The sequence below is a fragment of the Pseudomonas sp. KH_021 genome, assembly GCF_057838865.1.
Window position 1 is genome coordinate 5,148,389 of the sequence record NZ_CM174477.1, and the last position, 22,262, is coordinate 5,170,650.

General features: G+C 55.1%; 23 protein-coding genes and 1 pseudogene. 4 read left to right on the top strand and 20 right to left on the bottom strand.

All coding sequences use genetic code 11. From position 1 onward, the window contains the following. Positions 1 to 6: 6 nt before the first annotated feature. The 3 genes from AC3IX4_RS23720 to AC3IX4_RS23730 form a co-directional block, all read right to left on the bottom strand. A complete protein-coding gene (locus tag AC3IX4_RS23720; protein WP_489257782.1) occupies positions 7 to 798 on the bottom strand; it encodes an FAD-dependent oxidoreductase in 792 nt (263 codons plus the stop codon). Between the two features lie 191 nt (positions 799 to 989). Further along, positions 990 to 1,406, bottom strand: coding sequence for a TetR-type transcription factor C-terminal domain-containing protein (locus tag AC3IX4_RS23725; protein ID WP_489257783.1), 417 nt, complete (start codon positions 1,404 to 1,406; stop codon positions 990 to 992). Then, positions 1,391 to 1,651 carry a TetR family transcriptional regulator gene (locus AC3IX4_RS23730; RefSeq protein WP_489257784.1) on the bottom strand — a complete coding sequence of 87 codons (261 nt, stop codon included), beginning with the start codon at positions 1,649 to 1,651 and terminating at the stop codon, positions 1,391 to 1,393. The genes AC3IX4_RS23725 and AC3IX4_RS23730 overlap by 16 nt, the downstream gene beginning before the upstream one ends. 393 nt (positions 1,652 to 2,044) lie before the next feature. Between AC3IX4_RS23730 and AC3IX4_RS23735 the strand changes: the two genes are divergently transcribed. Both AC3IX4_RS23735 and AC3IX4_RS23740 read left to right on the top strand, forming a co-directional pair. After that, positions 2,045 to 3,370: an MFS transporter gene (locus tag AC3IX4_RS23735; RefSeq protein WP_489257785.1), complete on the top strand. Its 1,326-nt coding sequence runs from the start codon at positions 2,045 to 2,047 to the stop codon at positions 3,368 to 3,370. 403 nt (positions 3,371 to 3,773) lie between these two features. After that, a complete protein-coding gene (locus AC3IX4_RS23740) occupies positions 3,774 to 4,592 on the top strand; it encodes a substrate-binding periplasmic protein (protein ID WP_489257786.1) in 819 nt (272 codons plus the stop codon). 140 nt (positions 4,593 to 4,732) lie between these two features. Here the strand turns inward: AC3IX4_RS23740 and AC3IX4_RS23745 are convergent. The 8 genes and pseudogenes from AC3IX4_RS23745 to AC3IX4_RS23780 all read right to left on the bottom strand — a co-directional run. Next, positions 4,733 to 4,837 (bottom strand): annotated as a pseudogene (locus AC3IX4_RS23745) (IS66 family transposase); the annotation flags it as partial. A gap of 150 nt (positions 4,838 to 4,987) precedes the next feature. After that, on the bottom strand, positions 4,988 to 5,758 hold the full coding sequence (locus tag AC3IX4_RS23750) for an aspartate/glutamate racemase family protein (protein ID WP_489257787.1): 771 nt from the start codon (positions 5,756 to 5,758) through the stop codon (positions 4,988 to 4,990). Between the two features lie 18 nt (positions 5,759 to 5,776). Further along, entirely contained in the window at positions 5,777 to 6,706 is a 930-nt protein-coding gene (locus AC3IX4_RS23755) for an electron transfer flavoprotein subunit alpha/FixB family protein (RefSeq protein ID WP_489257788.1), read from the bottom strand. A 15-nt stretch (positions 6,707 to 6,721) separates the two neighbouring features. Continuing rightward, the gene (locus tag AC3IX4_RS23760; RefSeq protein ID WP_489261347.1) at positions 6,722 to 7,471 is read right to left on the bottom strand and encodes an electron transfer flavoprotein subunit beta/FixA family protein; all 750 of its coding nucleotides are present in this window, start codon (positions 7,469 to 7,471) and stop codon (positions 6,722 to 6,724) included. A gap of 136 nt (positions 7,472 to 7,607) precedes the next feature. Continuing rightward, the gene (locus tag AC3IX4_RS23765; protein ID WP_489257789.1) at positions 7,608 to 8,768 is read right to left on the bottom strand and encodes an NAD(P)/FAD-dependent oxidoreductase; all 1,161 of its coding nucleotides are present in this window, start codon (positions 8,766 to 8,768) and stop codon (positions 7,608 to 7,610) included. A 22-nt stretch (positions 8,769 to 8,790) separates the two neighbouring features. Further along, on the bottom strand, positions 8,791 to 10,296 hold the full coding sequence (locus AC3IX4_RS23770) for an FAD-dependent oxidoreductase (protein WP_489257790.1): 1,506 nt from the start codon (positions 10,294 to 10,296) through the stop codon (positions 8,791 to 8,793). An 11-nt stretch (positions 10,297 to 10,307) separates the two neighbouring features. Beyond that, positions 10,308 to 11,270, bottom strand: coding sequence for an electron transfer flavoprotein subunit alpha/FixB family protein (locus AC3IX4_RS23775; protein ID WP_489257791.1), 963 nt, complete (start codon positions 11,268 to 11,270; stop codon positions 10,308 to 10,310). Continuing rightward, a complete protein-coding gene (locus AC3IX4_RS23780; RefSeq protein ID WP_489257792.1) occupies positions 11,270 to 12,058 on the bottom strand; it encodes an electron transfer flavoprotein subunit beta/FixA family protein in 789 nt (262 codons plus the stop codon). The genes AC3IX4_RS23775 and AC3IX4_RS23780 overlap by 1 nt, the downstream gene beginning before the upstream one ends. A 288-nt stretch (positions 12,059 to 12,346) precedes the next feature. Between AC3IX4_RS23780 and AC3IX4_RS23785 the strand changes: the two genes are divergently transcribed. Continuing rightward, positions 12,347 to 13,459, top strand: coding sequence for an NAD(P)H-dependent flavin oxidoreductase (locus AC3IX4_RS23785; protein ID WP_489257793.1), 1,113 nt, complete (start codon positions 12,347 to 12,349; stop codon positions 13,457 to 13,459). A 238-nt stretch (positions 13,460 to 13,697) separates the two neighbouring features. After that, positions 13,698 to 14,693, top strand: coding sequence for a hypothetical protein (locus tag AC3IX4_RS23790; RefSeq protein ID WP_489257794.1), 996 nt, complete (start codon positions 13,698 to 13,700; stop codon positions 14,691 to 14,693). Between the two features lie 76 nt (positions 14,694 to 14,769). Here AC3IX4_RS23790 and AC3IX4_RS23795 read toward each other — a convergent pair whose 3' ends face one another. From AC3IX4_RS23795 to AC3IX4_RS23835, 9 genes are all read right to left on the bottom strand, one after another. Continuing rightward, entirely contained in the window at positions 14,770 to 15,561 is a 792-nt protein-coding gene (locus AC3IX4_RS23795; RefSeq protein WP_489257795.1) for an SDR family NAD(P)-dependent oxidoreductase, read from the bottom strand. Positions 15,562 to 15,622: 61 nt separating this feature from the next. Then, a complete protein-coding gene (locus AC3IX4_RS23800; protein ID WP_489257796.1) occupies positions 15,623 to 16,222 on the bottom strand; it encodes a TetR/AcrR family transcriptional regulator in 600 nt (199 codons plus the stop codon). 45 nt (positions 16,223 to 16,267) lie between these two features. Further along, the gene (locus tag AC3IX4_RS23805) at positions 16,268 to 16,924 is read right to left on the bottom strand and encodes an amino acid ABC transporter permease (protein ID WP_489257797.1); all 657 of its coding nucleotides are present in this window, start codon (positions 16,922 to 16,924) and stop codon (positions 16,268 to 16,270) included. Next, a complete protein-coding gene (locus tag AC3IX4_RS23810; protein ID WP_489257798.1) occupies positions 16,921 to 17,568 on the bottom strand; it encodes an amino acid ABC transporter permease in 648 nt (215 codons plus the stop codon). The genes AC3IX4_RS23805 and AC3IX4_RS23810 overlap by 4 nt, the downstream gene beginning before the upstream one ends. Further along, positions 17,568 to 18,371, bottom strand: coding sequence for an amino acid ABC transporter ATP-binding protein (locus tag AC3IX4_RS23815; protein WP_489257799.1), 804 nt, complete (start codon positions 18,369 to 18,371; stop codon positions 17,568 to 17,570). The genes AC3IX4_RS23810 and AC3IX4_RS23815 overlap by 1 nt, the downstream gene beginning before the upstream one ends. A 124-nt stretch (positions 18,372 to 18,495) precedes the next feature. Continuing rightward, the gene (locus AC3IX4_RS23820; RefSeq protein WP_489257800.1) at positions 18,496 to 19,386 is read right to left on the bottom strand and encodes a nitrilase-related carbon-nitrogen hydrolase; all 891 of its coding nucleotides are present in this window, start codon (positions 19,384 to 19,386) and stop codon (positions 18,496 to 18,498) included. Beyond that, the gene (locus AC3IX4_RS23825) at positions 19,379 to 20,872 is read right to left on the bottom strand and encodes a class I adenylate-forming enzyme family protein (protein ID WP_489257801.1); all 1,494 of its coding nucleotides are present in this window, start codon (positions 20,870 to 20,872) and stop codon (positions 19,379 to 19,381) included. Before AC3IX4_RS23825 ends, AC3IX4_RS23820 begins: the two co-directional genes overlap by 8 nt. Before the next feature lie 42 nt (positions 20,873 to 20,914). Next, a complete protein-coding gene (locus AC3IX4_RS23830; RefSeq protein WP_489257802.1) occupies positions 20,915 to 21,403 on the bottom strand; it encodes a MaoC/PaaZ C-terminal domain-containing protein in 489 nt (162 codons plus the stop codon). A 16-nt stretch (positions 21,404 to 21,419) separates the two neighbouring features. Continuing rightward, positions 21,420 to 22,235: a polysaccharide deacetylase family protein gene (locus AC3IX4_RS23835; protein WP_489257803.1), complete on the bottom strand. Its 816-nt coding sequence runs from the start codon at positions 22,233 to 22,235 to the stop codon at positions 21,420 to 21,422. Between the last annotated feature and the right edge of the window lie 27 nt (positions 22,236 to 22,262).

The following is a 22,262-nucleotide window of genomic DNA, read 5'->3' on the forward strand; positions in this document are numbered from 1 at the left end:
ACCTCCTCAGTGCGCGCCCAACACACGCTCCAGCGAATACGAGTCGAAGTGGCTTTCTACCTGCAAAGGGTTGGTGATCATCTGCTCGATGGCCTCGCCGACCGCGAGCGCTGCACTGGGGTTTACGTCATGGCCGATCGCAACGATCAGACCGTGAAGATCTTTCGGACGACCCAGTAGAGGTTGACCATCAGGTGTAATCGGAACCACACCGGAGAACACGCCAGGCACATCGGAACGAGCCCGGTTGGCCCCCAATCGGTTCACGCCCTCACTCACTGGCAGACTGAGCCCAATCGCATTCAGTAGGGGCAATCCTCCAATCCCTGCGCTCAGGACAACCTCATCTGCTAGCAACGCGCCCCAGCTGGTCTGGCAGCCCACAACTCTGCCTTCCCTGATGACAAGAGACTCGACACTTTCCTCCTCAAACACCCGCACGCCACAATCCTTGCATCGCTTGAGTAGGTCAGCGGCGAGGTCAGTCAGGAGAACGGGTTGCTGACTCGCCTTCTGCAGCAGCTCTTTACCCGTTGAGCTGTCCTCGTCGACAACGTAACCAAGCTCGCTGGCCAGAACTGTTACGAGCTCCGCTCCGCGATTAGTTAGAGCGCCTTGAAAGAGGGTGGCGCAAAAGGACAAGACTTTAGTGAGACCCAATCGTGGCTGCTGTGAAGCGATCACACCCTTCTCGATGATCGTCACGTTCATGCCGACGCGTTGTAACTGAAGAGCTGCCGTTAGCCCAATCAGGCCCGCACCCACCACTGCGACATCCAAACCCATGCGATTACCCATACGCGTCTCCATAGATCTCGATATTCAACAGGCATCACCCTTCAACGGCTGCAGCCCCTGATATTTGACCATTAGTTCTTTTTTACATACCTGTCGGTCAGTATGGTAACGAGTGGTAACCCTTGTCAACGCCATGGCATTGAGAATGGCCGATGCGGAATACAGGATCTGACGGATGGGATGGACATGAATTACTTGGCAGCCGCGAATCTACGGGCCATGCGCTGCAGAATCGGGAGTAACTCATCAAGGTGAGTGGGTGACACCGTGCGGTTGAGCAAAACCCCGTCCAAGGTGGCAAAGATCGTCTTGGCCATGAAACGTGCATCATCACGTTCGAAGAGTTTTTTGGCACCTCCTACAGCAAAGATCTCCCAAAGACGGTTGATCTGCTTGCTCTTGAGCTGCCTCACGGCTTGGGCATGCTGGCCGGTTAGACGATGAAACTCACGCCGGGCGAGTAGGTGATAGGCCCGACGCCTGACGCCGAAGCTGACAACAACCTCCACGAAACGGTCTAGCGCCTGAAACGCTCCCAGCGATTTGGGTACGTTCAGTACGATCTTCTCCAGCAACTCGGTTTCGTAGGCGATCAGCAGTTGCGCCAACAACTCATCCTTACCCCCGTAGCCTTGTGAATCGAGCCCTGTTTCACACCCGCCTGGTCAGCGATCTGCCTCAGCGAGACGGTCTCAACGCCATGGATCAGGAAAAGTTCGATAGCAGCGGCATGCAACGGCGCAAGATCACGCAGAGTTGAAATGTCATCGGCCCCGCTCAGAGCAGCGGCTTCAAATTGGATGTCCTCGCCACCTTGCAGTGAGCCAGTCAAATCGTCGGTTTCAAAAGCCATGTGACCCTCTGCGGTGGCGGTCTGGATGAGCGCGGCGCCAAACTGTACCACGGGTATTTTTTAGTCCACCGGGTACGCTAGCATTTTTTCGGCCTTCACCATGGCTCACCGACCGCTCAGGGAGAGCCGCAAAGAGCCTGCGTACCAATTGTACATTTTACTTGACCAAGCGGTATGTATGACAGACCATTGAGTACGACCAGCCCTCTGGGCGCTCCGAAGCCAGCAAGTCACACCTTCCTGGCGGCCGGTACCGTATGTAATCAAAGCCGCACAAAAAGCGAGCCGGTGAACATATAGCGTTAATAACAACAATTGCATACACCGAAAAATAATTTGCTCTGCCCCGCAGATCGCCAAACAGGTGCTTCAAGCAACGCTCAAAGGTACTTCATGAAACACGTGCACTCTATCGAAGATGTCCCGCTGAATTCTTTTCACCGTTTGCTGACCTTGAGATCGGGTGGTGGATCATTTGTAGACGGTTATATACTGAGCATCATCGGCGTTGTAATGATGCAAATGTCCACAGCACTTAGTCTCAATAGTTTTTGGGAAGGGATGATTGCGGCATCTGCGCTGATCGGCATTTTCTTCGGTGGCTTCCTTGGCGGCTGGCTCACCGACTTCGTAGGACGTCGCCGCATTTTCTTTGTCGGCCCAATTGTATTTACCGTGGCCTCGATTGCGCAGTTGTGGGCCGACAGTGCCATGGCCATATTTACCCTACGGCTGCTGATAGGTGTGGCGGTGGGCATCGAATACCCAGTCGCAACAGCCTTGCTGGTTGAATTCCTGCCCAAAAAACACCGGGGACAGAAGCTCGCAGGGCTGACCGTACTCTGGTTCGCGGGGGCCGCGTCCGCCTACATCATTGGAGAAATGATCCTTCGCAGCGGTGTTCCCGATGCATGGCAATGGGTGACCGCCAGCAGCGCACTGCTCGGCGCAGCTCTGTTCGTCATCCGACTAGGCACCCCCGAATCCCCTCGCTGGCTGCTGACCAAGGGTCGACGTAGAGAAGCTGAGATCACGATCAAGAAGGTCTTTGGCGAAAGCTACTCCCTCTCCAGCCTGCCAGAGCAGGACGACGCATCGAAGCTTCCGCTGAGTTCCCTTCTCCACTCTGGATATGGCAAACGCCTGTTCTTCGTGCTGGTCTTCTGGACGTGTTCAATCATTCCAATTTTCGCCGTTTATGCGTTTGCACCGAAGGTGCTGTCGGCCCTGAAGCTTACCGGCGATCTCAGCGCGATCGGCTCGATTTTCATCACAGCCTTTTTCATGATCGGATGCATGCTTGCCAGTAAGGCCATCAACTTCATCGACAGGCGAAAAATTCTCATCTATGGGTTCTTGTTCTCCGGGTTGGCGCTCGTTGGCCTGGGCGTCTTCGACTCGCACGGCGGGATCGTGATCCTCGTGTTCTTCTCGCTGTTTGCGCTATTCATTGGCGGTGCCCAAGCCCTGTGCTTCGTATACCCCAACGAGATTTTCCCTACGGAAGTGCGATCGGTGGCAGTCGGCATTGCCACATCGCTCTCTCGGGTCGGCGCTGCCGCTGGCACCTACCTGGTACCCATGTCGCTGGGCGGCATCGGAGTCGCTAACACCATGTATGCGGCTGCAGCGATTACGTTCTTCGGTCTCTTCGTGTCCTGGTGGCTAGCACCGGAAACGCGCAGCCTTTCTCTCCAAGAAGCGGCAGCATTGCGATAGCCCCAGACCCGCACCTCTCAAGGCGCCATTGATCCTCAATGGCGCCTTTTTTTTATTGCCATCTCAATCTAGCGGCGGCCTCAAGAGCGGCGCGTTAAGGGGTGATGAAGCCCCTCGGATGAGGCCGGCAAGGCCAGCCCATGGACGTCCGAACGAGGCGCAATCGGGCTGGCAAAATAAATCATACCGACCAGTCGGTTTATTTGCATACGCGGTTGACAGCAAGCAACTACAGTGACATTGTCAGCATACGAATGCAGCTATCACAAACTCTAGGTGGTCGCAGCGGTTAGGGATGTAGATATCAAGGGACTGGTGCGTAGAAGCGTTTAGAACAAGGAGTGATGCAGGGTTACATGTTTAAGCTGCCGATCTGAAATCTAATAATTACGAAGGAAAAATCATGTTCAGACTTCCCATTGCTTTCGCAACCTTGCTTTCCCTCTCCGCTCAGGCGGCCATGGCATGCACCCCCGCAAACGAGTTCAAAACCATCACTCCAGGGAAGCTGACTGTAGCGACCATGATCATTCCGCCGTTCCTTATCCCAGACGGCAAAACGCTGAAAGGCGTCGATGGCGATATCATTCACAAAATCGCTGAGATGGAGTGCCTGCAGATCGAGCCAGTTGTCGTCGACACTCGTGCCGTCATGCAGTACGTCGTCTCCAACCAGGCTGACGTTGCGGTAGGTAACTGGTTCCGCACCGCTGTGCGCCTGAAGTCCATGGACATGACCGACCCTGTGTATCTCGACAGCCTTGCCATCTTCAGCAAGGAAGGCACGAAGTCGCTGGATGACATCCTCAAATCGGGCAAGCTCGTAGGTACCGTCCAGGGCTACAACTGGGTGAGCGATCTGCAGAAGATGTTTGGCAGCAAAATCAAGCTCTACCCGAGCCCGGTCGCCTTGGTTCAGGATCTGGAAGCCGGGCGTGTCGACGCCGGCCTGGATAGCTACTCTGGCGGCGTCTATGCACAGCAACAGGGTGGCTTGAAAGGCTTCCAAATCAAGCATGCGCAGTCTGACGATCGCGTCAAAGCCTCGATCAAGGCCGCACAAATCGCCTTTGCAATCGCCAAAGGTAATGAAGCGCTCGGCGCAGCCCTGAACAAGGACATCGCGGCCCTGCGCACTAAGGACGTCATCGGCCAGACGCTGAAAAATTATGGTTTGAGCGCGAAAGACAGCGAAGTGGGTGAACCCCGAGCGATCGAATAAGCATCCTCTGGGATCATCGAGCCCGGTGCACCGCACCGGGCTTTTTATTGGGCGGCTTTCCTGAGCAGAAGGTGAACGGCCTGATAGCTGATCCGAGGTTGGCCAAGTGAACGAAGCTGGTCAGGTTTACAAGCTTCCTGTGATGCCTCTTTCCCGCTGTGTAGCGATACGGCGAACAACCAGTTCGAGCGTCCGAGTGTCCATGGCTGTATCTGGGACTCGACCTGATTGTTGTCGATGAGCACAAGCGATGACGCCGGCACTACGCCAGAACGTGAGCACGCTGGGCTACCCAATGCCTGATCATGAAGCTCGGAAAGGACGTGCGTTTTCAGAATAAAAAAAGGCGATCTTTACGATCGCCAAGCCGACACAACAAGCCGGGTAGAGGAAGCTCAACGGTGTCCGAATCGATCCCGGACACTTTCAAATTCCTCTGCATTGCGGTCTTTCAGGCTCTGGTAGTACGCCCTGCGACTGATGGAGTAAGCGCCTTGCTTCCTCAATTCAGCCAGCGATTGCGCGAGCTTCAGCGCCATGGTGTTCGGATTGAGGATCGAGGGGTCGCGAGGCTTGCCGTTCATGATCGATTTCTCATAGGAAGCGGAAATGATCGTGCAACCCAGGATGCATACATCTGCATCAGCTTCCTGACGAATCTTGGACGCTGCCGCTACCGCGTCCCGCGCAACACCTTCGGTATCCTGGATCATCTCCGTCACCCACCAATCGATGCAGTCGACTTTACGGCAGTGGGCATCCTCGCCATAAAGCCGCACCATGTCCCGCAAGTACGGTACGGCTTTGTGGTGATCGGTCACCAACACGTATTCGTGCCCGTAATAAGGGGCGAGCTGCATGGTGGCCTCCAAGGGCCCGATGACGGGAATATCAACAAGCTCTCGCGCCACTCGCACACCTGGGTCGTAGCAGCAACCAACAATGACCGCATCGAAACCGTTTTTCTCTGCTTCAATACAGCTTTCGAAAACGGCTTCTTCGATGAGGTGCTTGCTGTAGTAGTAATCAATATTCTCGGGACAGTTCTTGGTGTTACTTACAACAAGCTCTGCCCCGTTTGACAGATAGGGCGTCATGGTTTCCATGATCAATCCGTTATAGGCATTGGTACCGAACGGATTGATAAAATTGATCTTCACAGTCATTTTCCACCCCTCAGCCAATTAGATTGATTTAGTCAACTCAGGTAGTACTTCGAAGACATCACCTACCAAGCCATAATCGGCAACTTGGAAAATCGGCGCTTCTTCGTCTTTGTTGATAGCAACAATCACTTTGGAGCCGGTCATGCCCGCCAAATGCTGGATAGCGCCGGAAATACCGCACGCGAAGTACAGCTCTGGGGCAACGATCTTGCCCGTTTGACCAATCTGCCAATCGTTGGGAGCGTATCCCGAGTCCACAGCCGCGCGGGAAGCGCCAATGGCTGCGCCAAGCTTGTCAGCCAGGGGCGAAAGTGTTTCGGTGAATTTCTCAGCCGAGCCCAAGGCGCGACCGCCTGCTACGACTACCCGCGCGGATGCCAAGCCTGGGCGCTCACTGGTAGCGAGGGCTTGCGAGACAAACGTGGTCAGCGTGTTGCTGACATTTACACTGACCGCTTCGATGCCTGCAGAAGCGCCCGCCGCTGTGGCTTCGAATGCAGTCGCCCGGATGGTAAGCACCTTTTTGGAATCCGAGGACTTTACAACCTGGATAGCATTGCCCGCATAGATAGGACGAGCGAAGGTGTCATTGGAAACAACTTCGACCACTTCCGAAATCTGCATGACGTCCAGTTTCGCAGCAATCCGTGGCATCACCGACTTGGCGACGATGCTCGCAGCGGCGAGAACCACTTCATAGTCAGACGCCAGGCCCACGACCAGGTCGGCCAGAGGCTCGGAGAGCTGATTCTCAAAGGTGGCGTCATCAGCCACCACTACTTTTGCCACGCCCGCCAGCTGGGCGGCTTGCTCGGCGACAGACGCAACGCCCTTGCCCGCCACCAGGACGTGGATATCTTGGCCAAACTTCTTGGCGGCGGTCACTGCTTTGGCGACATCATCCGAAAGACGGCCATCGGTGTAATCAGCAAAAACGAGAACAGTCATTTCAATCTCTCCTAATCAACCAATGATCGCGCTGGCCTTCAGTTTCTCGACCAGCTCAGCAACCGAAGACACGCGGATGCCAGCCTTACGAACTGCCGGCTCCTGAACCTTCACAACCGTCAGACGAGGGGATACATCAACGCCGTAATCTGCTGGGGTCTTCTTATCCAGCGGCTTTTTCTTCGCCTTCATGATGTTGGGCAGGGAGGCGTAACGCGGTTCGTTCAGGCGCAGATCAGTGGTGATCACTGCCGGGAGGCTGACGCGAACCGTTTGGGAGCCGCCATCGACTTCACGGGTTACGACCGCCGCTTCGCCATCGAGGACAAACTTGGAGGCGAAGGTGGCTTGCGAGGCATTCATGAGCGCAGCGAGCATCTGGCCCGTCTGGTTGCAGTCATCGTCGATCGCCTGCTTGCCAACGAAAATCACCTGGGGCTGCTCAGCCGCGCACACTTCCTTGAGGATTTTCGCGACTGCGAGAGGCTCCACAGATTCTTCCGTTTGAACCAGAATCGCGCGGTCTGCGCCCATCGCCAAAGCGGTACGCAGGGTTTCTTCGCATTTAGCGGAGCCGATGGATACGACCACGATTTCGGTGGCCACGCCGGCTTCCTTCAGGCGAACTGCTTCTTCTACAGAGATCTCATCGAACGGGTTCATAGACATCTTGACGTTATCAAGATCGACTCCCGAACCATCGCCTTTAACGCGAATTTTGACGTTGTAATCAACAACACGTTTTACGGGAACAAGAATTTTCATATTACCCTGCCCTTTTAAGTTAAGCGCAATCCACCGGACGGTAATAATCACCGACCATTTCAAATTCTATTCTTCAGGCGAAGAGCACCAGCGCTGATGACTTGCTCAGCGCTGCAGATCCTCGCCATTGAAAGTATTAAGTGTTGTAGCTACCTGGTTGCCACTTACGTAGCTCTTTCCAATTAGCGGGTAGATCTTTGAACCGATCAAGCTTGAGCGCATCGATCGGCATGGTGGTTTTGCCCTCCAATGCAAGATCTTTGACGGCAACGCCAACGCTGACAGCCATGCCGAAACCGTGGCCGGAAGTACAGGCGATGATCAGACCCTCCGGGTCGTTCAACCGATCAACGATACACACCTGATCCGGTGTCACATCGACGATCCCCGCCCAGGTTCTGAGCAGCGGGATATGAGCGATGGAAGGCATGAGCTCGGCCAGGCGCCCTGCAATGTTACGGATAATTGGGGTGTTCGGTTTGGCTGACTCTTCAGTGAGGCTCACATCGATCCATTCATGGGGGCCACCATTGAAGTGGATGTTGCCCCGACGGGTTTGCCGCAGAGAGAGGCCGTTGCCCACCATCGCGACGTCGAACAATGGAGGCAGAGGTGCAGTCACCATGGACTCCAAACGCACCGTAGCGACCGGAATATCGACACCCACCATGCTCGCGACTTTGGCGAGCTGGGGGCCCGCACAGTTCACCACAACCGGCGCGTAGTAAACGGTGTCCGGGGTTTTGACCCCTTTCACCCGTCCACCCTCTACGAGAATGTCGACTACCGGACTGTTCTCGATGATGACCCCGCCGCGATCTTGGAATGCCCAGGCAAAGGCCTGGGAAGTACGCTGAGGGTTACCATGACCAGATCGATGCGTGTAGATCCCGCCCACCACGCCAGGCAGCAGCGAAGGAACGATCTTGCGGCAACGATCAGCATCGATCAGCTCAAATGGAATGGCGGTGGTGCAGAAGTGCTCGTAGGTGAGCTGCATGTCTGCCCACTCTTGGGCATTCGTAGCGACCCACAGACGACCTTGTTGCTTCCACTCCGTGGGGTAGCCCAACTCTTCATCGAGTGTGTCCCAAAGCTTCTCAGCCTCAGCCGCAAGCGCTGACTCCATAGGCTGCTCGCCACGCAAACTGAGGAACCCCGTTGCGCGCGAGGATGCTTCACCAGCCGTCCGTCCTTTATCCAGGACGATGACCTTGGCCCCTGCCTTGGCCAACCAATAAGCCGACGCGAGCCCGGTGATTCCCGCGCCAATGATCACAACATCTGCGTTCTGCATATGAACCTCTGTCTCGCGCTACTCAATGAGCACCGGGAATGGTGTCTTCAACCGGGTGCAGCCAGGTCGGCCAGTTTTCTCGCATTTCCTTGGACTCATCGAGTGCTCGAATGACGTTCAGGGGCAGCGGGCGAACGGGGACACGGTAGCTACCGGGTGACACATTGCGCAGCTCGACGCCGGCCACACCAGCCAGCAGCATGGCCGAATGCTCTCGGCAACGCCGACCTTGGCAGTGCCCCATGCCGACACGGGTCATCCGCTTCAACATATCCTGGCTGGCCTGGCCTTCAGCGATGAACGTCTTTGCAGCGTTGCAGGGGCTACTCTGGGCAGCGTTCAGGTATTTCGGTGCACGAATTTCCACAAGCTCCTGGCGAGTTACGTCTTCGCATTGACACGCCATCACTTGCATTCCACCAGCATTGATCAAAGCGTCAAGCCAGTACTGAGGGGGGTAGACCGATTTAGAGTCACTGACGGCCTCGGGAGCAGGCGGAACCTCTTCAACCTCAAGACCTTCCCGCCCAGCAATGACGGAGGCAACGCACTGGGCTTGATGTACGGAAATCTCCGGATTGATGAGCCCTGCTTCGGTGACACCTGAGGCATCACCGATCACAAATACATTGGCAATGGTGCTTTCAAAGTCGTCGGAAAGCCGAGGTACCCACCCGCTCAGGTTCGCATCGAAGTCGATTTTGCCACCGGTAGATGCGATGAGTTCGATATTGGGTACCACCCCATACGCCATGCAGATGGTGTCGCAACTGACATCGACTGCAGGCTTTGACTTGTCGCTTACGGGTAGCAGGACAGCCCCTTTAACATCATTGGTGCCAGTAGCCTTCTCGATGCAGTAGCCCGTGAACGTTGGGATACCCTTTTGCTGAAGCGAGGCCAGCAGTTGGGAATCACCAACCAGCTCGTCAGCGGCTTCCACCACACCAGCGATTTTGACGCCCGCTTCGCTCGCCTGAAGTGCAAGCTCAAGTGCAATGTTCCCGGAGCCCAGAATCAGCATCTCGTTGCCACCCAATGCCTGGTACTTGCCCAGCAACGTGGTGGCACCTTTAGCCGCGAGCACCCCCGGCAGATGCCAGCCGTCAAACGAGAGCACCAGATCTCGCGACCCGGTCGCTAACACTAGGTAGTCAAAGCCGAGCATCCAGGATTTCTCGGTATCAGCCAGGCCGACCTGATTGCATTCCAGATGCTCATTGTTAGGCCCGCTTACGAAAACACCCCAGACACAGGTGTTGGGTAAGACCTCAACACCTGCCTCAAGGCATTCCATAAGCGGATCGTTCGAGCCAAGGACGCGATCAGCGATCGTGCCCTCGTCCGAGAGCACCGACGCGAGACGGGCACCGTAGAAATAGGGCGCGTCGAGGCTCATCGCCGCTGTGCTCTGCGGATGCTCATCGATGAGGGTCACGGTCAACCCAAGACGGGCCGCTTCCAGGGCTGCTGTGCAACCTGCCAGGCCAGCACCGATAACAACCACTTTCTCTCTTGTAATAGTCATAGTGATCAAACCTACTTGCTGCGCAGCTCGTTAACCCGCGCTACGAACGCCGGGAGAACCACCTTCGCATCACCCACCACACCGTAGTTTGCAACGCTGAAAATGTTCGCCTCTGCATCGCTGTTGATAGCAACAACGTTCTTCACGCGACTGATGCCGGCCAGGTGGTGAATAGCACCGGAGATACCGGCTGCAACATAGAGGTCAGCTGCGACTTTCAAGCCACTGAAACCGACCTGTTTGGATGTCGGAACCCAGCCCATTTCCACGGCGGCACGCGTGGCACCCACAGCGGCACCGAGGCCCTTGGCCGAGTCTTCAATGACTTTCCAGTTTTCAACACCACCAATACCGATACCACCGGAAACGACGACTTTGGCGGTACGCAGCGATGGCCCATCGGTTGCGGCCTCACTGATAGTTTCGACCAACTCCACGGGCGCTGCTACTTCACCCAACGCTACCTGCTCAACGGCAGGAGCCGCACCAGTGGCTGCAGAAGCGAAGGCACCCACCGACAGGGTCACGACTTTCAATTGCGCATGCACAGCGTATTGCGCTTGAACAGCTCCGCCGGCGACTGGTTTGGTTACCAACACCGAGCTGCCTGAACGCTCCAGGTGCGTGCCGTTTGTCACGATTGCGGCATTCAACCGGGCTGCCAAACGGGGGGCCCACTCAAGGGCGCTGGAGGTGTGGGGAACGATGATCAGCTGCGCGCCTACTTGCTTAGCGATTTCCGCCGCCGCGCTGACGTACGTTTCACAGAGGTAAACCGCCAAACGCGGATCATCTACAACCACTTGACGATCGATGCCGGAAACAGCGAAAGAAAGGCCCGAGACACCGTTGCCGATCAACGCACCAACGATTTCTGTGCCCGACTCACGGACGCTGAGCGCTGCAGTGACGGCCTCAGCGGAAGCCTGAAGGAGTTCGCCGCTTTGAACTTCACCGAAAACGAGAATAGTCATCAAATCACCCCTTCTTGAACCAGACGCTCAGCGAGGGCACGACCGCTGGCTTCGTCAGACCCTTCGGAAATCATTACGGTTTCCACCTGGACAGGTGGCTTGATGTAGAGGCGCTTGAGCTCGACTACCGGAGCGGCAGCCAAGGTACCAAGGTCTGCCTCAGTCCATGTCGGGATGGCGACTTTCTTGGCCATCATCACCCCTTTGAGCGGAGCGGTGCGTGGTTTGTTGGTCTCGTTGGAGATACCGAGCAGCAGTGGCAGCTTGGCCTTCAGACGCTGGGTTACGTCTTCGCCCATGCGATCCACGACCAGCGCGCCCTCTTCTACCTTATTGATGGCTTTGATCGGGCTTACTGAAGCGAAGCCCAGCTTCTCAGCAAGGATGAGATGGGTCTGACCTGCGTCGGTATCGGACGATGCTTTACCCGAAAGCACCAGGTCGACGTTACCCAGCTTTTGGATTGCCTTGGCCAGCAGCTCGGCGATCTCAAAGCTATCCCCTGCCAAGGCAGTGGCGCCCTTGATGTGAACACCGCCGTCAGCCCCCATGGCGATAGCGCGGCGCAGTTGAGCAATCGACTGCTCGTCTCCAACGGTGATGACGGTGACCGTTCCCCCAACCGCTTCCTTGATTTTCAGAGCTTCCTCAACCGCATTGGCATCGTAGCCATTGAGAACGGGGCTGCCCGAGCGAACTTCGATAGATTTTTCATCCGACGCAACCTGCAGCAAAACAGGTGGGGTGTTGGGGTCGAATACTTGCTTGAGGGTTACAACGATATGCATGCGATGCTCCTAGGGTGCCAGCATTTCACACGGTGGAGGTTGTCATCGCCTACCGACTGCCCCGGCTGCGCGTACGGTGAAACAGCCGTGCTAAAGGGCTTTCTTCCCGTATTCCGCTTCTCAGATCAGGGCCTGACGAAGGTGGCTTGAGACCAAATGTACAACCTTTTGACTTTGCAGTATACAAAAAAGACTCATGGGTCTAAGATTATTTCCAGGCGGCCAGTTTGGCCCCATTTAAGCCATCAACGCGCCGACGATTCGGCAACAGCAGAGGTCTGAAACACTATGCGTACCGCAGTCACTGAAATGTTTGGGATCGACGTACCACTCTTCGCCTTCTCTCACTGCCGCGATGTCGTGCTCGAAGCCTCGAAGGCAGGTGGCATGGGCATCCTGGGTGCTGCGTGGATGACTCCCGAGGAGCTTGAGGTGTCGCTGAAATGGATTGAAGAGCGCATTGATGGCAAGCCTTACGGCGTGGATATCGTCTTCCCTGGCACCTTCGCCCCGCTGACCGACGACCGAGATCCGGCCAAGATCTTGCCGGAGGAATATCGGACATTCGTCGACAAAATGATGGAGGATGCGGGTATCCCAGCCCTCCCGGATGACGATGCAAAAGCGTTCGCTCAAGAGCACGCTGACAAGATGAAAATGACGCCGAGCGACAGCGAGCGATCGCTGCAGATCGCCCTCAAGTATCCTGGTGTGAAGTTCATTGTGAGCGCCATGGGCGCCGCCCCGAAACACGTCGTGGACATCGTGCACGAGCACGGTTTGAAAGTAGGCGCCCTGGTAGGCAACATCGACCACGCGGTCAAACAGAAAGCCGCAGGCGTTGACGTCCTGATCGCACAAGGCGCAGAAGCGGGTGGCCACGTCGGTCGCGTCGGCTCGATCGTACTTTGGCCACAACTGGTTGATGCGATGGCCCCAATCCCGGTACTCGCTGCCGGTGGTATTGGTCGTGGTCGTCAGTTCGTCGCCGCGATGGCATTGGGTGCTGCCGGCGCTTGGTGCGGTTCGGTCTGGCTGGGCACCCGCGAAAGCGACCTGACGCCGAACATGAAGGAGCGTCTGTTCGAATCCAAGTCGGAAGACGCGGTAGTCAGCAAAGCCCTGACCGGTAAAAACTGCCGCATCCTGCGCAGCAATTACACCGAAGCCTGGGACAAATCCGAGCTGCTGAAACCGTTGACCTTCCCCCTCCAGTCCATCCTGGGCGGTGTCCCACTGCGTCGCGCCGAACGCGTTCGTCGCTTCGATTACTGGACGTACGCTGTAGGCCAAATCGTGGGCGATATGCAGCAGGAAACCACAGTCCGCCAGATCTTCTCGGAGATGCTGGGCGAGTACGTCGAGGTCATGGAGAACCTGAACTCAATGCTGGAAGAGTGATCGATCTCGCTCCCTAATGTGATTTACCGTTGACTCACCCTCCTCTGCGGCAGATAGCAACACAGCGGTGAACATAGACGCCGAATGCTGTAGTGCTTGAACCTCAGAATTTGCCACGCAGATGCGTGGCTTTTTTTTGCCAAGCTGAAAGCGAAAAGCAACAATGACGGCCATCTGCCATCAAGGCGTAATCCCGATTACTGTCGCCTAGGCACTGGAAGCCAATATCGGAGTAGGAATGAAAAAAAGAAAGTATGTAACTGAGTTCGCGATCGTCTACAAAAATACACGTTGGTGTCTCGTAACAGCGAATGATCTACTGTCGGACGACCCTTTCGATGACGCGAGCCAGGACGTCGCTAACAAATCGCACATTTACATCATTGCAGCCAGGCCCGCGTGCTACTTGAAGTCGTGCACCCATGATGCAGACACTTCAAAGCTCAGCGGCGAGGTTGGCTATAAGGTAAATGGCGTAGAGCACGTCCTGTCTTTCAAAGACTATGAGTTCGAACTCTGCGACGGTGCGGTAAAGGTCACAATCGACCCCTACCCTCATCGTAATATGTGGACGCTGAATGCCGCGAACGAGAAAGTACGGTATCTTTCAGCCAACACCCTCGCGCTGGTGGCGGACTATCAAAATGAGGCGAGGATCTTCAACCAATTTGAAACATTGTACGTCGGGCAGGCATTTGGCGATGGAAATCGCTCTGCCCAGACCAGGCTCAGAAGCCACTCCACCTTGCAAAAAATCCTAGCAAGAACGGCATACGAGTATCCTGATCGTGAAATCGTGATCTTCATGCTGGAGTTTGATCATGACCAGATCGTAAGCGGAATGGATGGGGCGCCGGGAGCCATTGACACAGATGAGAATGAAGAGCGGTTGTTCAAGGCCATTGACAACCCCCCTTCCAAAAATCAGAAAATCTCGCTTATCGAAGCTGCGCTTATCCGGTATTTACAACCGAAATATAACGAAATCTTCAAAATCAAATTTCCGTCGCCCAAGCTGAAAACACTTCAGTCATGCTATGACCTGGACATCAGCGGATTGATTGTCGAACTCAGCTTGTCAGAGTTCGATTTCGTACTTTACTCAGAAACAGTAAAGCCAAGATGGATTCACTTTGCTCAGTACGATTTGGTCTCAGTGAAAAATCGCGCTTCGTTTTTCCACATTTATAGGCTGGGAGGTTCCTTTACGAATGTAATCGAGGGAACGAAATAGCCCGACTATCCATCGGCTTAGGATACGACAGAGGAGCGATCCTGAAGAATGTGAAAGCTTCAGGATCGCGGGCTCATCAGGCCACGAAGCCACCGTCCACAACCAGGGAGTGACCAGTAATGTAGCTAGCTTCATCCGAGGCCAGGAACAGTACCGCTGCAGCGACCTCATCCGAAGTACCCTTGCGACGGGCAGGAATCGACTTCTTATATGCTTCGGGATCGCTTGCTCCAACACCACGGTTCATTAGGTGGGCAGCATTTGGCAGGATCGATGCCGAGTTGCCACGAATGTCGGTGGCGATGACACCAGGGCACACGGTGTTGAAGGTCACGCCGGTCTCGGAATGGGAGGTGGCCATCTGACGGGTCAAACCGATCACGGCGAACTTCGAGGCGGTATAGGACGCACCGTCTGCACGACCAACCAGGCCGCCAACCGACGAGGTGTTGATAATTCGGCCAGTGCCGTTTGGAATCATGTGCTTGAGCGCTGCCTGGCAGCCAAAGAAGGTACCTTTCAGGTTAATGCCAGTGATCTGATCCCAAAGTGCCTCGGTCGTTTCCAGCACGTCAGCAAAACCATCGAACACACCAGCGTTGTTCACCATGATGTCGAGCTTGCCATAGGTGTCCACGGCAGTTTGAACCAGCGCCTCGACCTGTGCCTGCGAGCGCACATCCGTTTTGACGAAGATTACTTCACCGCCCTCTGCGACGATCTCGGCTGCCGCCTTTTCACCGACTTCAGCTTGGATCCCACCGATGACCGTCTTGACACCGGCCAGGGCCAGTTGACGGGAGATTGCCAAGCCAATACCTGTTTCGCCACCGGTGATAACAGCGACTTTACCTTTCAAGTCAAACATAAATACCTCACGCTAGAAAATGAAATCAAACTAACTCTATGGCTAGAAGACTTTCACAACTTCAGTCAGCACCTAATAGGCGCGTTACGGCAGATTTAAGCTTATTGACGGCGTCAGACACTTCACTCTTGCGTATGTCGTCGCGCACTACCATCCCATCCAGCAGGCTCCAAATGAACCTGACCGAGAACGTATGATCAGTAACCTTCAACAAGCCGGCTTTGGATGCCCCATGCAGCATGTCAACTACCAAGCGCTCATGTGACGCCTGAGTGTCGCGCAGTCTGGCAGCGCCATCGCTGTCCAGGCATCGTTTCTCACGAACGGCGAGAACATGAAGTTCTCGATTGACGCATGCGTAGCGATAGTAATTTTCCACATACGCTTTAATCTTGTTCAGTGGGTCACTTTGAGCTGCCACAGCACTCTTCAGAACTTCCAGCAAATTCTTCTCAGTTTCATAGATCAACTCGAAGAGCAGCTCTTGTTTGCCGTCGATATGGTTGTAGAGCGAACCTACCTGAACACCGCTGACGTCCGCAATACGCCTGAGGCTTACGGACTGAAAGCCTTCTGCAGCGAAGAGCCTGATCGCCGCTGCCCGGATGACATCCGCTCTATCTACAGCCTTCTTACCTTTACCTGCCAATGGATAATTCATGACAGCGGCCATCCGCGCACTAACGTAATTGATGGAATGAAGCAGCTATTCGTGTCTACCCAGCCGACGTTCAATGAGGTCAACCATGAACGTCGCAGGTATGCAGACCAGGGCATACATCAGCCCTGTCAGGCTCAGTACCGACATGTACTGGAATGTCTCGGAGCCGATGTCGTTGGCCGCGCTTACCAACTCTGGCAGCGCAACGGTGAAGCACAGCGAGGTCGCCTGGAGGATCAGTAGAGCGAATCCCAACAGAGGTGGGAGTGCAATCCGCAGCCCCTGGGGGATGATCACGATACGCAGCGCATCGAGCCTTGATAACCCAAGCGTTTGAGCCGCTTCTCGCTGGCCATGCGGAACAGCGTTCAAGCCCGCGCGGATAATCTCACTGGTGTAAGCCCCGGTACTCCAGGCCAGCGCAGCGATGGATGCCGAAAAGGAAGTCAGCGTCATGCCCGCGTTCGGTAGGCCGAAGTATAGGAACTGGAGCAGGATCAACACTGGGCCGCCCCGACCAAGCTCAACCAAAAGAACGGAGACACTTCGCAAAAGCTTGCTTTTGCTTTGTGTGCTGATCGCCCAGATCAACCCGAGTGGAATGCCAAGCAGCAGACTGATACCCGCGACCTGCAGGCTCAGGACATAGCCATTCCACAGTCTCGGGAACCATTCGACCCAATCATTAATGAACGAAATCATCGTTCGATCCTCAAGCGCAAGCGAGTGTCAATTACTCGGGACAAATAGGCCATCAAGAAGCTAAGCGAGAAGTACCCGATAGCGGCCCACGCATAAATCTGGAGACCTTGAAATGTCTGCTGAGTCAACTGATTGGCAATTTGCGCAACGTCGCTGACGCCGATCACAGAAGCGATTGCCGTGTCCTTTAACAGACCGATTGCGTAGGAGCTGGCAGAAGGCAGAGAGTATCTAAACACTTGCGGTGCCAGGACGAAACGATAGCGCTGCCAGGTGTTGAGACCAATGACCTTGCTCGCTTCAGTTTGGCCTTTGGGAATAGCTTTGAGCGATCCTCTATAAATCTCAGCCAGGTTGGCCGCCGTGATCAGCGACAGACCAATCACTGCAGCTGTGAAGGGGCTGATTCGCACCACGTGCTGACCAATGGCGAAGAATACGGCGAACAACCATACAATCGGCGGCACGGAGCGTACGATTAGGATTACGGTCGCTCCTACGTAAGCCAGCGTCTTATTTTTTCCTGACCTCAGCGCACAGAGCGGGATCGCGAGCACTGCACCAATGAAGAACGAGCTCAACGTCAGCGCTATCGTCCAAGGCAGACCAGCGGCCAGTTTCGCAACGATATTCAGAGCGTCCATTATCGATCTCGCACGGCGGAGAGGAACTGCTGGACACGAGGATGAGAAGGCGACTGCATCACACGGGTGCTTTCACCCTGCTCGATGATCTCACCATCTGCCATCACCAGAACGCGATCAGACACGTTCTCGGCAAATCGCATCTCGTGGGTGACGACCATCATGGTCATGCCCTCTTGAGCCAGCTCACGCATAACCGCCAAGACCTCCAAACCCACCTCAGGATCGAGGGCGGAGGTTGGTTCATCGAACAACATGATTTCGGGATCTAGGGCCAGCGCGCGAGAAATCGCGATCCGCTGCTGTTGCCCCCCAGAGCATCGAGAAGGATAAAGGTGGGCCTTGTTGGCCAGACCTACTCGCTCCAACAGCTGCATTGAGCGAGCATCGGCCTCGTCCCGCCCACGCTTGAGTACGCGTCGCTGCGCTAGCGAGACGTTCTCCAGCACGGTCATATGCGGGAACAGGTTGAACGACTGGAAGACCATGCCGATCTTGCTGTTGAGATACGCCATTTGGGACTTAGTGGCTCCCACTGACGCATCGATAGGAATATCACCAATCGAGATCCGACCTTCCGTTGGCGGCTCCAACTGGTTGATGCACCTTAGCAGCGTGCTTTTACCTGAACCACTCGGGCCAATCAGGGCAACAACCTCACCAGCTTTGAGCTCGAAGTCGATGCCGTTCAATACCCGGATGTCACCAAACCGTTTGCCTACGCCTTCAAGACGCAGTGCGGTGCTTCGTGCTTTTTCACGGATTGGTGGTGAGGTAAACGCTGTAGACACTTCAACACTCATAATGACGCCCTATAGTTATGAAATTTTGTGACAGGCTCAAATAGAGAAAGCGGGCTGCAGCACAAGCAGCCCTTAAATCGTTTACCGCCGTTTACGGAATCTACCGTCTTACGGTCTTTTCAAATTAAGACTGGAGCGCCTGGTAGAACTCTGGTCGCCGATCCCGAAGGTGCCTCACTTCACCTTTTTCCCGAGACAGACGAAGCAGCGCCAAGTCCAGATCAACTGTCAGCAAACCAGGTTCATCGAGAGCGGACTCTGCATAAGTGCCATCAGTTACTTTGAACCGGTTGTCGATCGGACATGCAACAAAGGCCTTGCCCATGCAGCTAACCGGGTAGTCATGCGGAATGCCCAGGTCGCCCACCAACGGCGATACACATACGTACGCCTGGTTCTCCAGTGCTCGTGCATGAGCGCTATGCCATTCGCGCCATGATCCCCGCTCCTCAGTGAGCGCCGGCACGAAGATCACTTCAGCACCTTGGGCTACGAAATGGCGCGTCAGCTCAGGGAACTGCACGTCATAGCAAACGAATAGACCGCACTTCACACCATCAATGGTGAAGACATCGTTGAGCTGGCTCGCACCAGATGTCTGGATAGCCTTTTCACCACGGGTCAAATGCACCTTATTCTGGCGAATGACCGTACCGTCGGGATTGAACACGAACGCCGAGTTGAGGCCTTGGCCCTCCTCCTCGTGCCAGTACGTCGCTCCCACCAAGTAGATGTCGTATTGCTGAGCCAAGCTCGTGAGCAGCTCAATAAAACGAGGGTAGAGAGGGGTCAGGACTTCGCGATAGAACGCCGACACGGTTTGGTTGCTCACACCTTTCGCCTCAGGGTGCGTCCAGAGCAGTCCCATCGGCAGGAATTCGGGAAGCAGCAGAACCCGGCTCCCTTCACGCTTGGCCTTGGCTACGGTGTCCTTCATATGCAGGGAGAACTCTTCGAATTTCCGATAGCGGCGGATCTCAAACACCGAAACGGATACCTTGAGACTATCAAGCATGAGCGGCGCCCTCCCACAGCTTAAACAACGCTTTTTTATCAATCTTTGCTGTGGAGCCCAGAGGCATCTCAGGCAGTTGGATGAATTCGACCGGCACTTTGAACTCGGCAAGCCGTGAACGGCAATGGGCATCGAGCTCTTCGCCAGATACCTGGCGACCTGCAGTGGTCACAAAGAACGCCAGTGGCAGCTCACCGAATTTGGGATCGGGAATTCCGATAACCGAGGCCAACTGAACAGCTGGATGTGCGCAGATAGCTTCTTCGACCTCTGCCGGCGCGATGTTGGCGCCACCCTTGATGATGATGTCCTTGATGCGCCCGGTGAGGTAATAAAAGCCGTCCGAATCGCAGTAACCCAGGTCTCCAGTTTTGAAAAAGCCTTCCTCGAATGCCGCCTCGGTAAGCTCTGGGGCTTTGAAGTACCCACTGGTGGTTGCTGGAGCTTTGACCCACACCTCGCCGACGGCGCCCGTTTGAACCGTCTTGCCATCACCCCCTACGAATTTGATCTCAACACCCGGAGCGGCCTGGCCGATCGATCCATTGGGAATCACCACGTCACGAGCGGCATAGCGACCAAAAACGGGGCGAACCTCGGTAAGGGCGTAGTAGTCCTCGATCTCCTTGTTGAAGCGTCGCTTGAAGCGATCACGAAGCTCCTGAGACAAGGGCGCACCCGCCGATATGAATGAGCGGACAAACGAGAGGTCGTAGGTCAGGTCATTCTGCTCGGCATATTCAAGCATCATGGAAAACATCGTAGGGACGCCCTGGAACACGGTGACTCGGTGCTGGAGAACGGCATCCAGGACATCAGAAGGACGGAACCTTCTGAGCAGGATCACTTCTGCGCCACCCTGCAGCGCCATGGAAGCAGCGGTCGACAGGCCATAAAGGAATCCCAGCGGGAGCGCCACAAGCACCTTGTCCGCTGGCGTGATGTTCCAGAGTTCAATAAGCGATTGGTTTCCGTCGATCTCAGATTGCTGCGTGTACCGCACCGCTTTAGGCACGCCAGTAGAGCCCGACGTGTAGACAATGAGGAAATCATCATTCTGATTCTGCCCAGCTTCAGGCGACGCTTCGTTAAAGCGCTCCTTGAATTGCTGGACATTGATAATTGTGCAGGAGCGCTCGCCTACTGCTTCGATTGCTGCTCCATTGAGCTTGTCATCCACGAACAAGTGGTGGATGCCTGCGTGATCTATAATGTAAGCAGCCTCTGATGCCGTAAGCACAGAGTTCATTGGCACGAAAGTCCCGCCAATTTTTGAAATCGCATAATACAACAACATGGTGACGCTGTTGTTCTCACAGTAAACGCCGACCGGCGTAGCGGCATTGACACCTTGCGAGATCAAAAGACCCGCTACGCGATCAATCTCGTGCACTAACGCTTTGTAGCTGAAAGCTTCGTTTTCAAATCGCAAAGCAATATTGTCCGGATTGCTATTAGCGAGTGAATGAATGGAGCTCAAAATCATAACAAAACCTCAGTGGAACGTTAGCGCCGAGTTTATTGAATTTTAGACCGGTTTACAGTGCATCATGACTTTCCACTCGCCTTCCTGCACGGACTCGCCGCGCTGGTTGACCAGCGAAACTTGGAAATTCACGATACCAACGCTAGGTTTTTTGGTCTCGCGTTTCGAACCGACCTTCTGGTGGACGTGGATGGTGTCACCAATTTTGATCGGCCCACGCAGATCCCAGGTCATGCCCAAGAAGGCGATCGCAGTGCCTTCTTTGATACCCAGGCGGCTTTCCAGACCAGTGGCGATGGCGAAGCCTGCCGGGCCGTGAAGGATTCGGCCACCGAACACGGTGCTCTTGGCGAATTCTTCGTCGGTGTGCACAGGGTTGTGGTCACCGGTCAGGGCCGCAAACATGACGATGTCGGCTTCAGTGATGGTGCGGCGAGGAGAATTCCACTCCTGCCCAACCTCCAGCTCGTCGAAGTACAGTGCGTTTTGGCCAATACCGGCTTGGCCGTTCGGTTGGACAGCGCTATTCATCAGTCGTTACTCCTGGTTAAAGAGACTTGCTCTTGATCTTCTTAGCAGCATTGCCCATGGTCATAAATTCGACACCGGGCTGTTTCATGTGATTGATCAGTTTCTCAAGCATTTTGATGCGAGGCCCGCGACCAATAATTTCTGGATGGCAGGTCAACGTAAAAACACCACCCACTTCGTGTGCATAATCAAACTCAGATGCCCACGCACGATAAACATCGTCCGCGAGCCTCAGACCTGTATTCAACGGACGCGGCGAGAACTGGAAATAGGGATAATCGTCCAACTCCCACGCCACAGGAAATTCCAGAACGCGGCTATTCTCCCCTTTCTCAAACTTCTGCTCAGTCAGTACATCGCCTTTACGCGCGAAGAAAGGTTCAAAGTCGTTCGACATCAGACTGCTGTCGTAAATAAGACCAAACTCTTCGAGAAGAGCGATGGTGTTATCGCTCAAATCCCAGGCTGGGGAGCGATAACCGATCGGGCGCTTACCCGTGACGCTCTCAAGCACATCCATGCTTTTGCCCAGCAGCTCCTTTTCCGCTTCGTACTCCAGGCCAACTGGAGACTCATGGAGGTAACCGTGGCAAGCGACCTCATGGCCAGCAGCGATGATCTGTTTGACGATTTCCGGATATGAGGAGGCGGTGTGAGCAGGCACGAAGAAAGTGGCAGGCACATCGCAACGCTCCAGCACGCCCAAGAGACGAGGCATGCCAACGTCGGCTCCAAATTCACCTCGGGAAAGAGGCGTTGGGGACGTTTGTTTAAAGGTGCTGAGCCAGATGGCTACACCATCAAAGTCAAAGGTAAGGCACGCAGTTGTCATCAGTGTTCCTCGGGCGGATCTACGGTT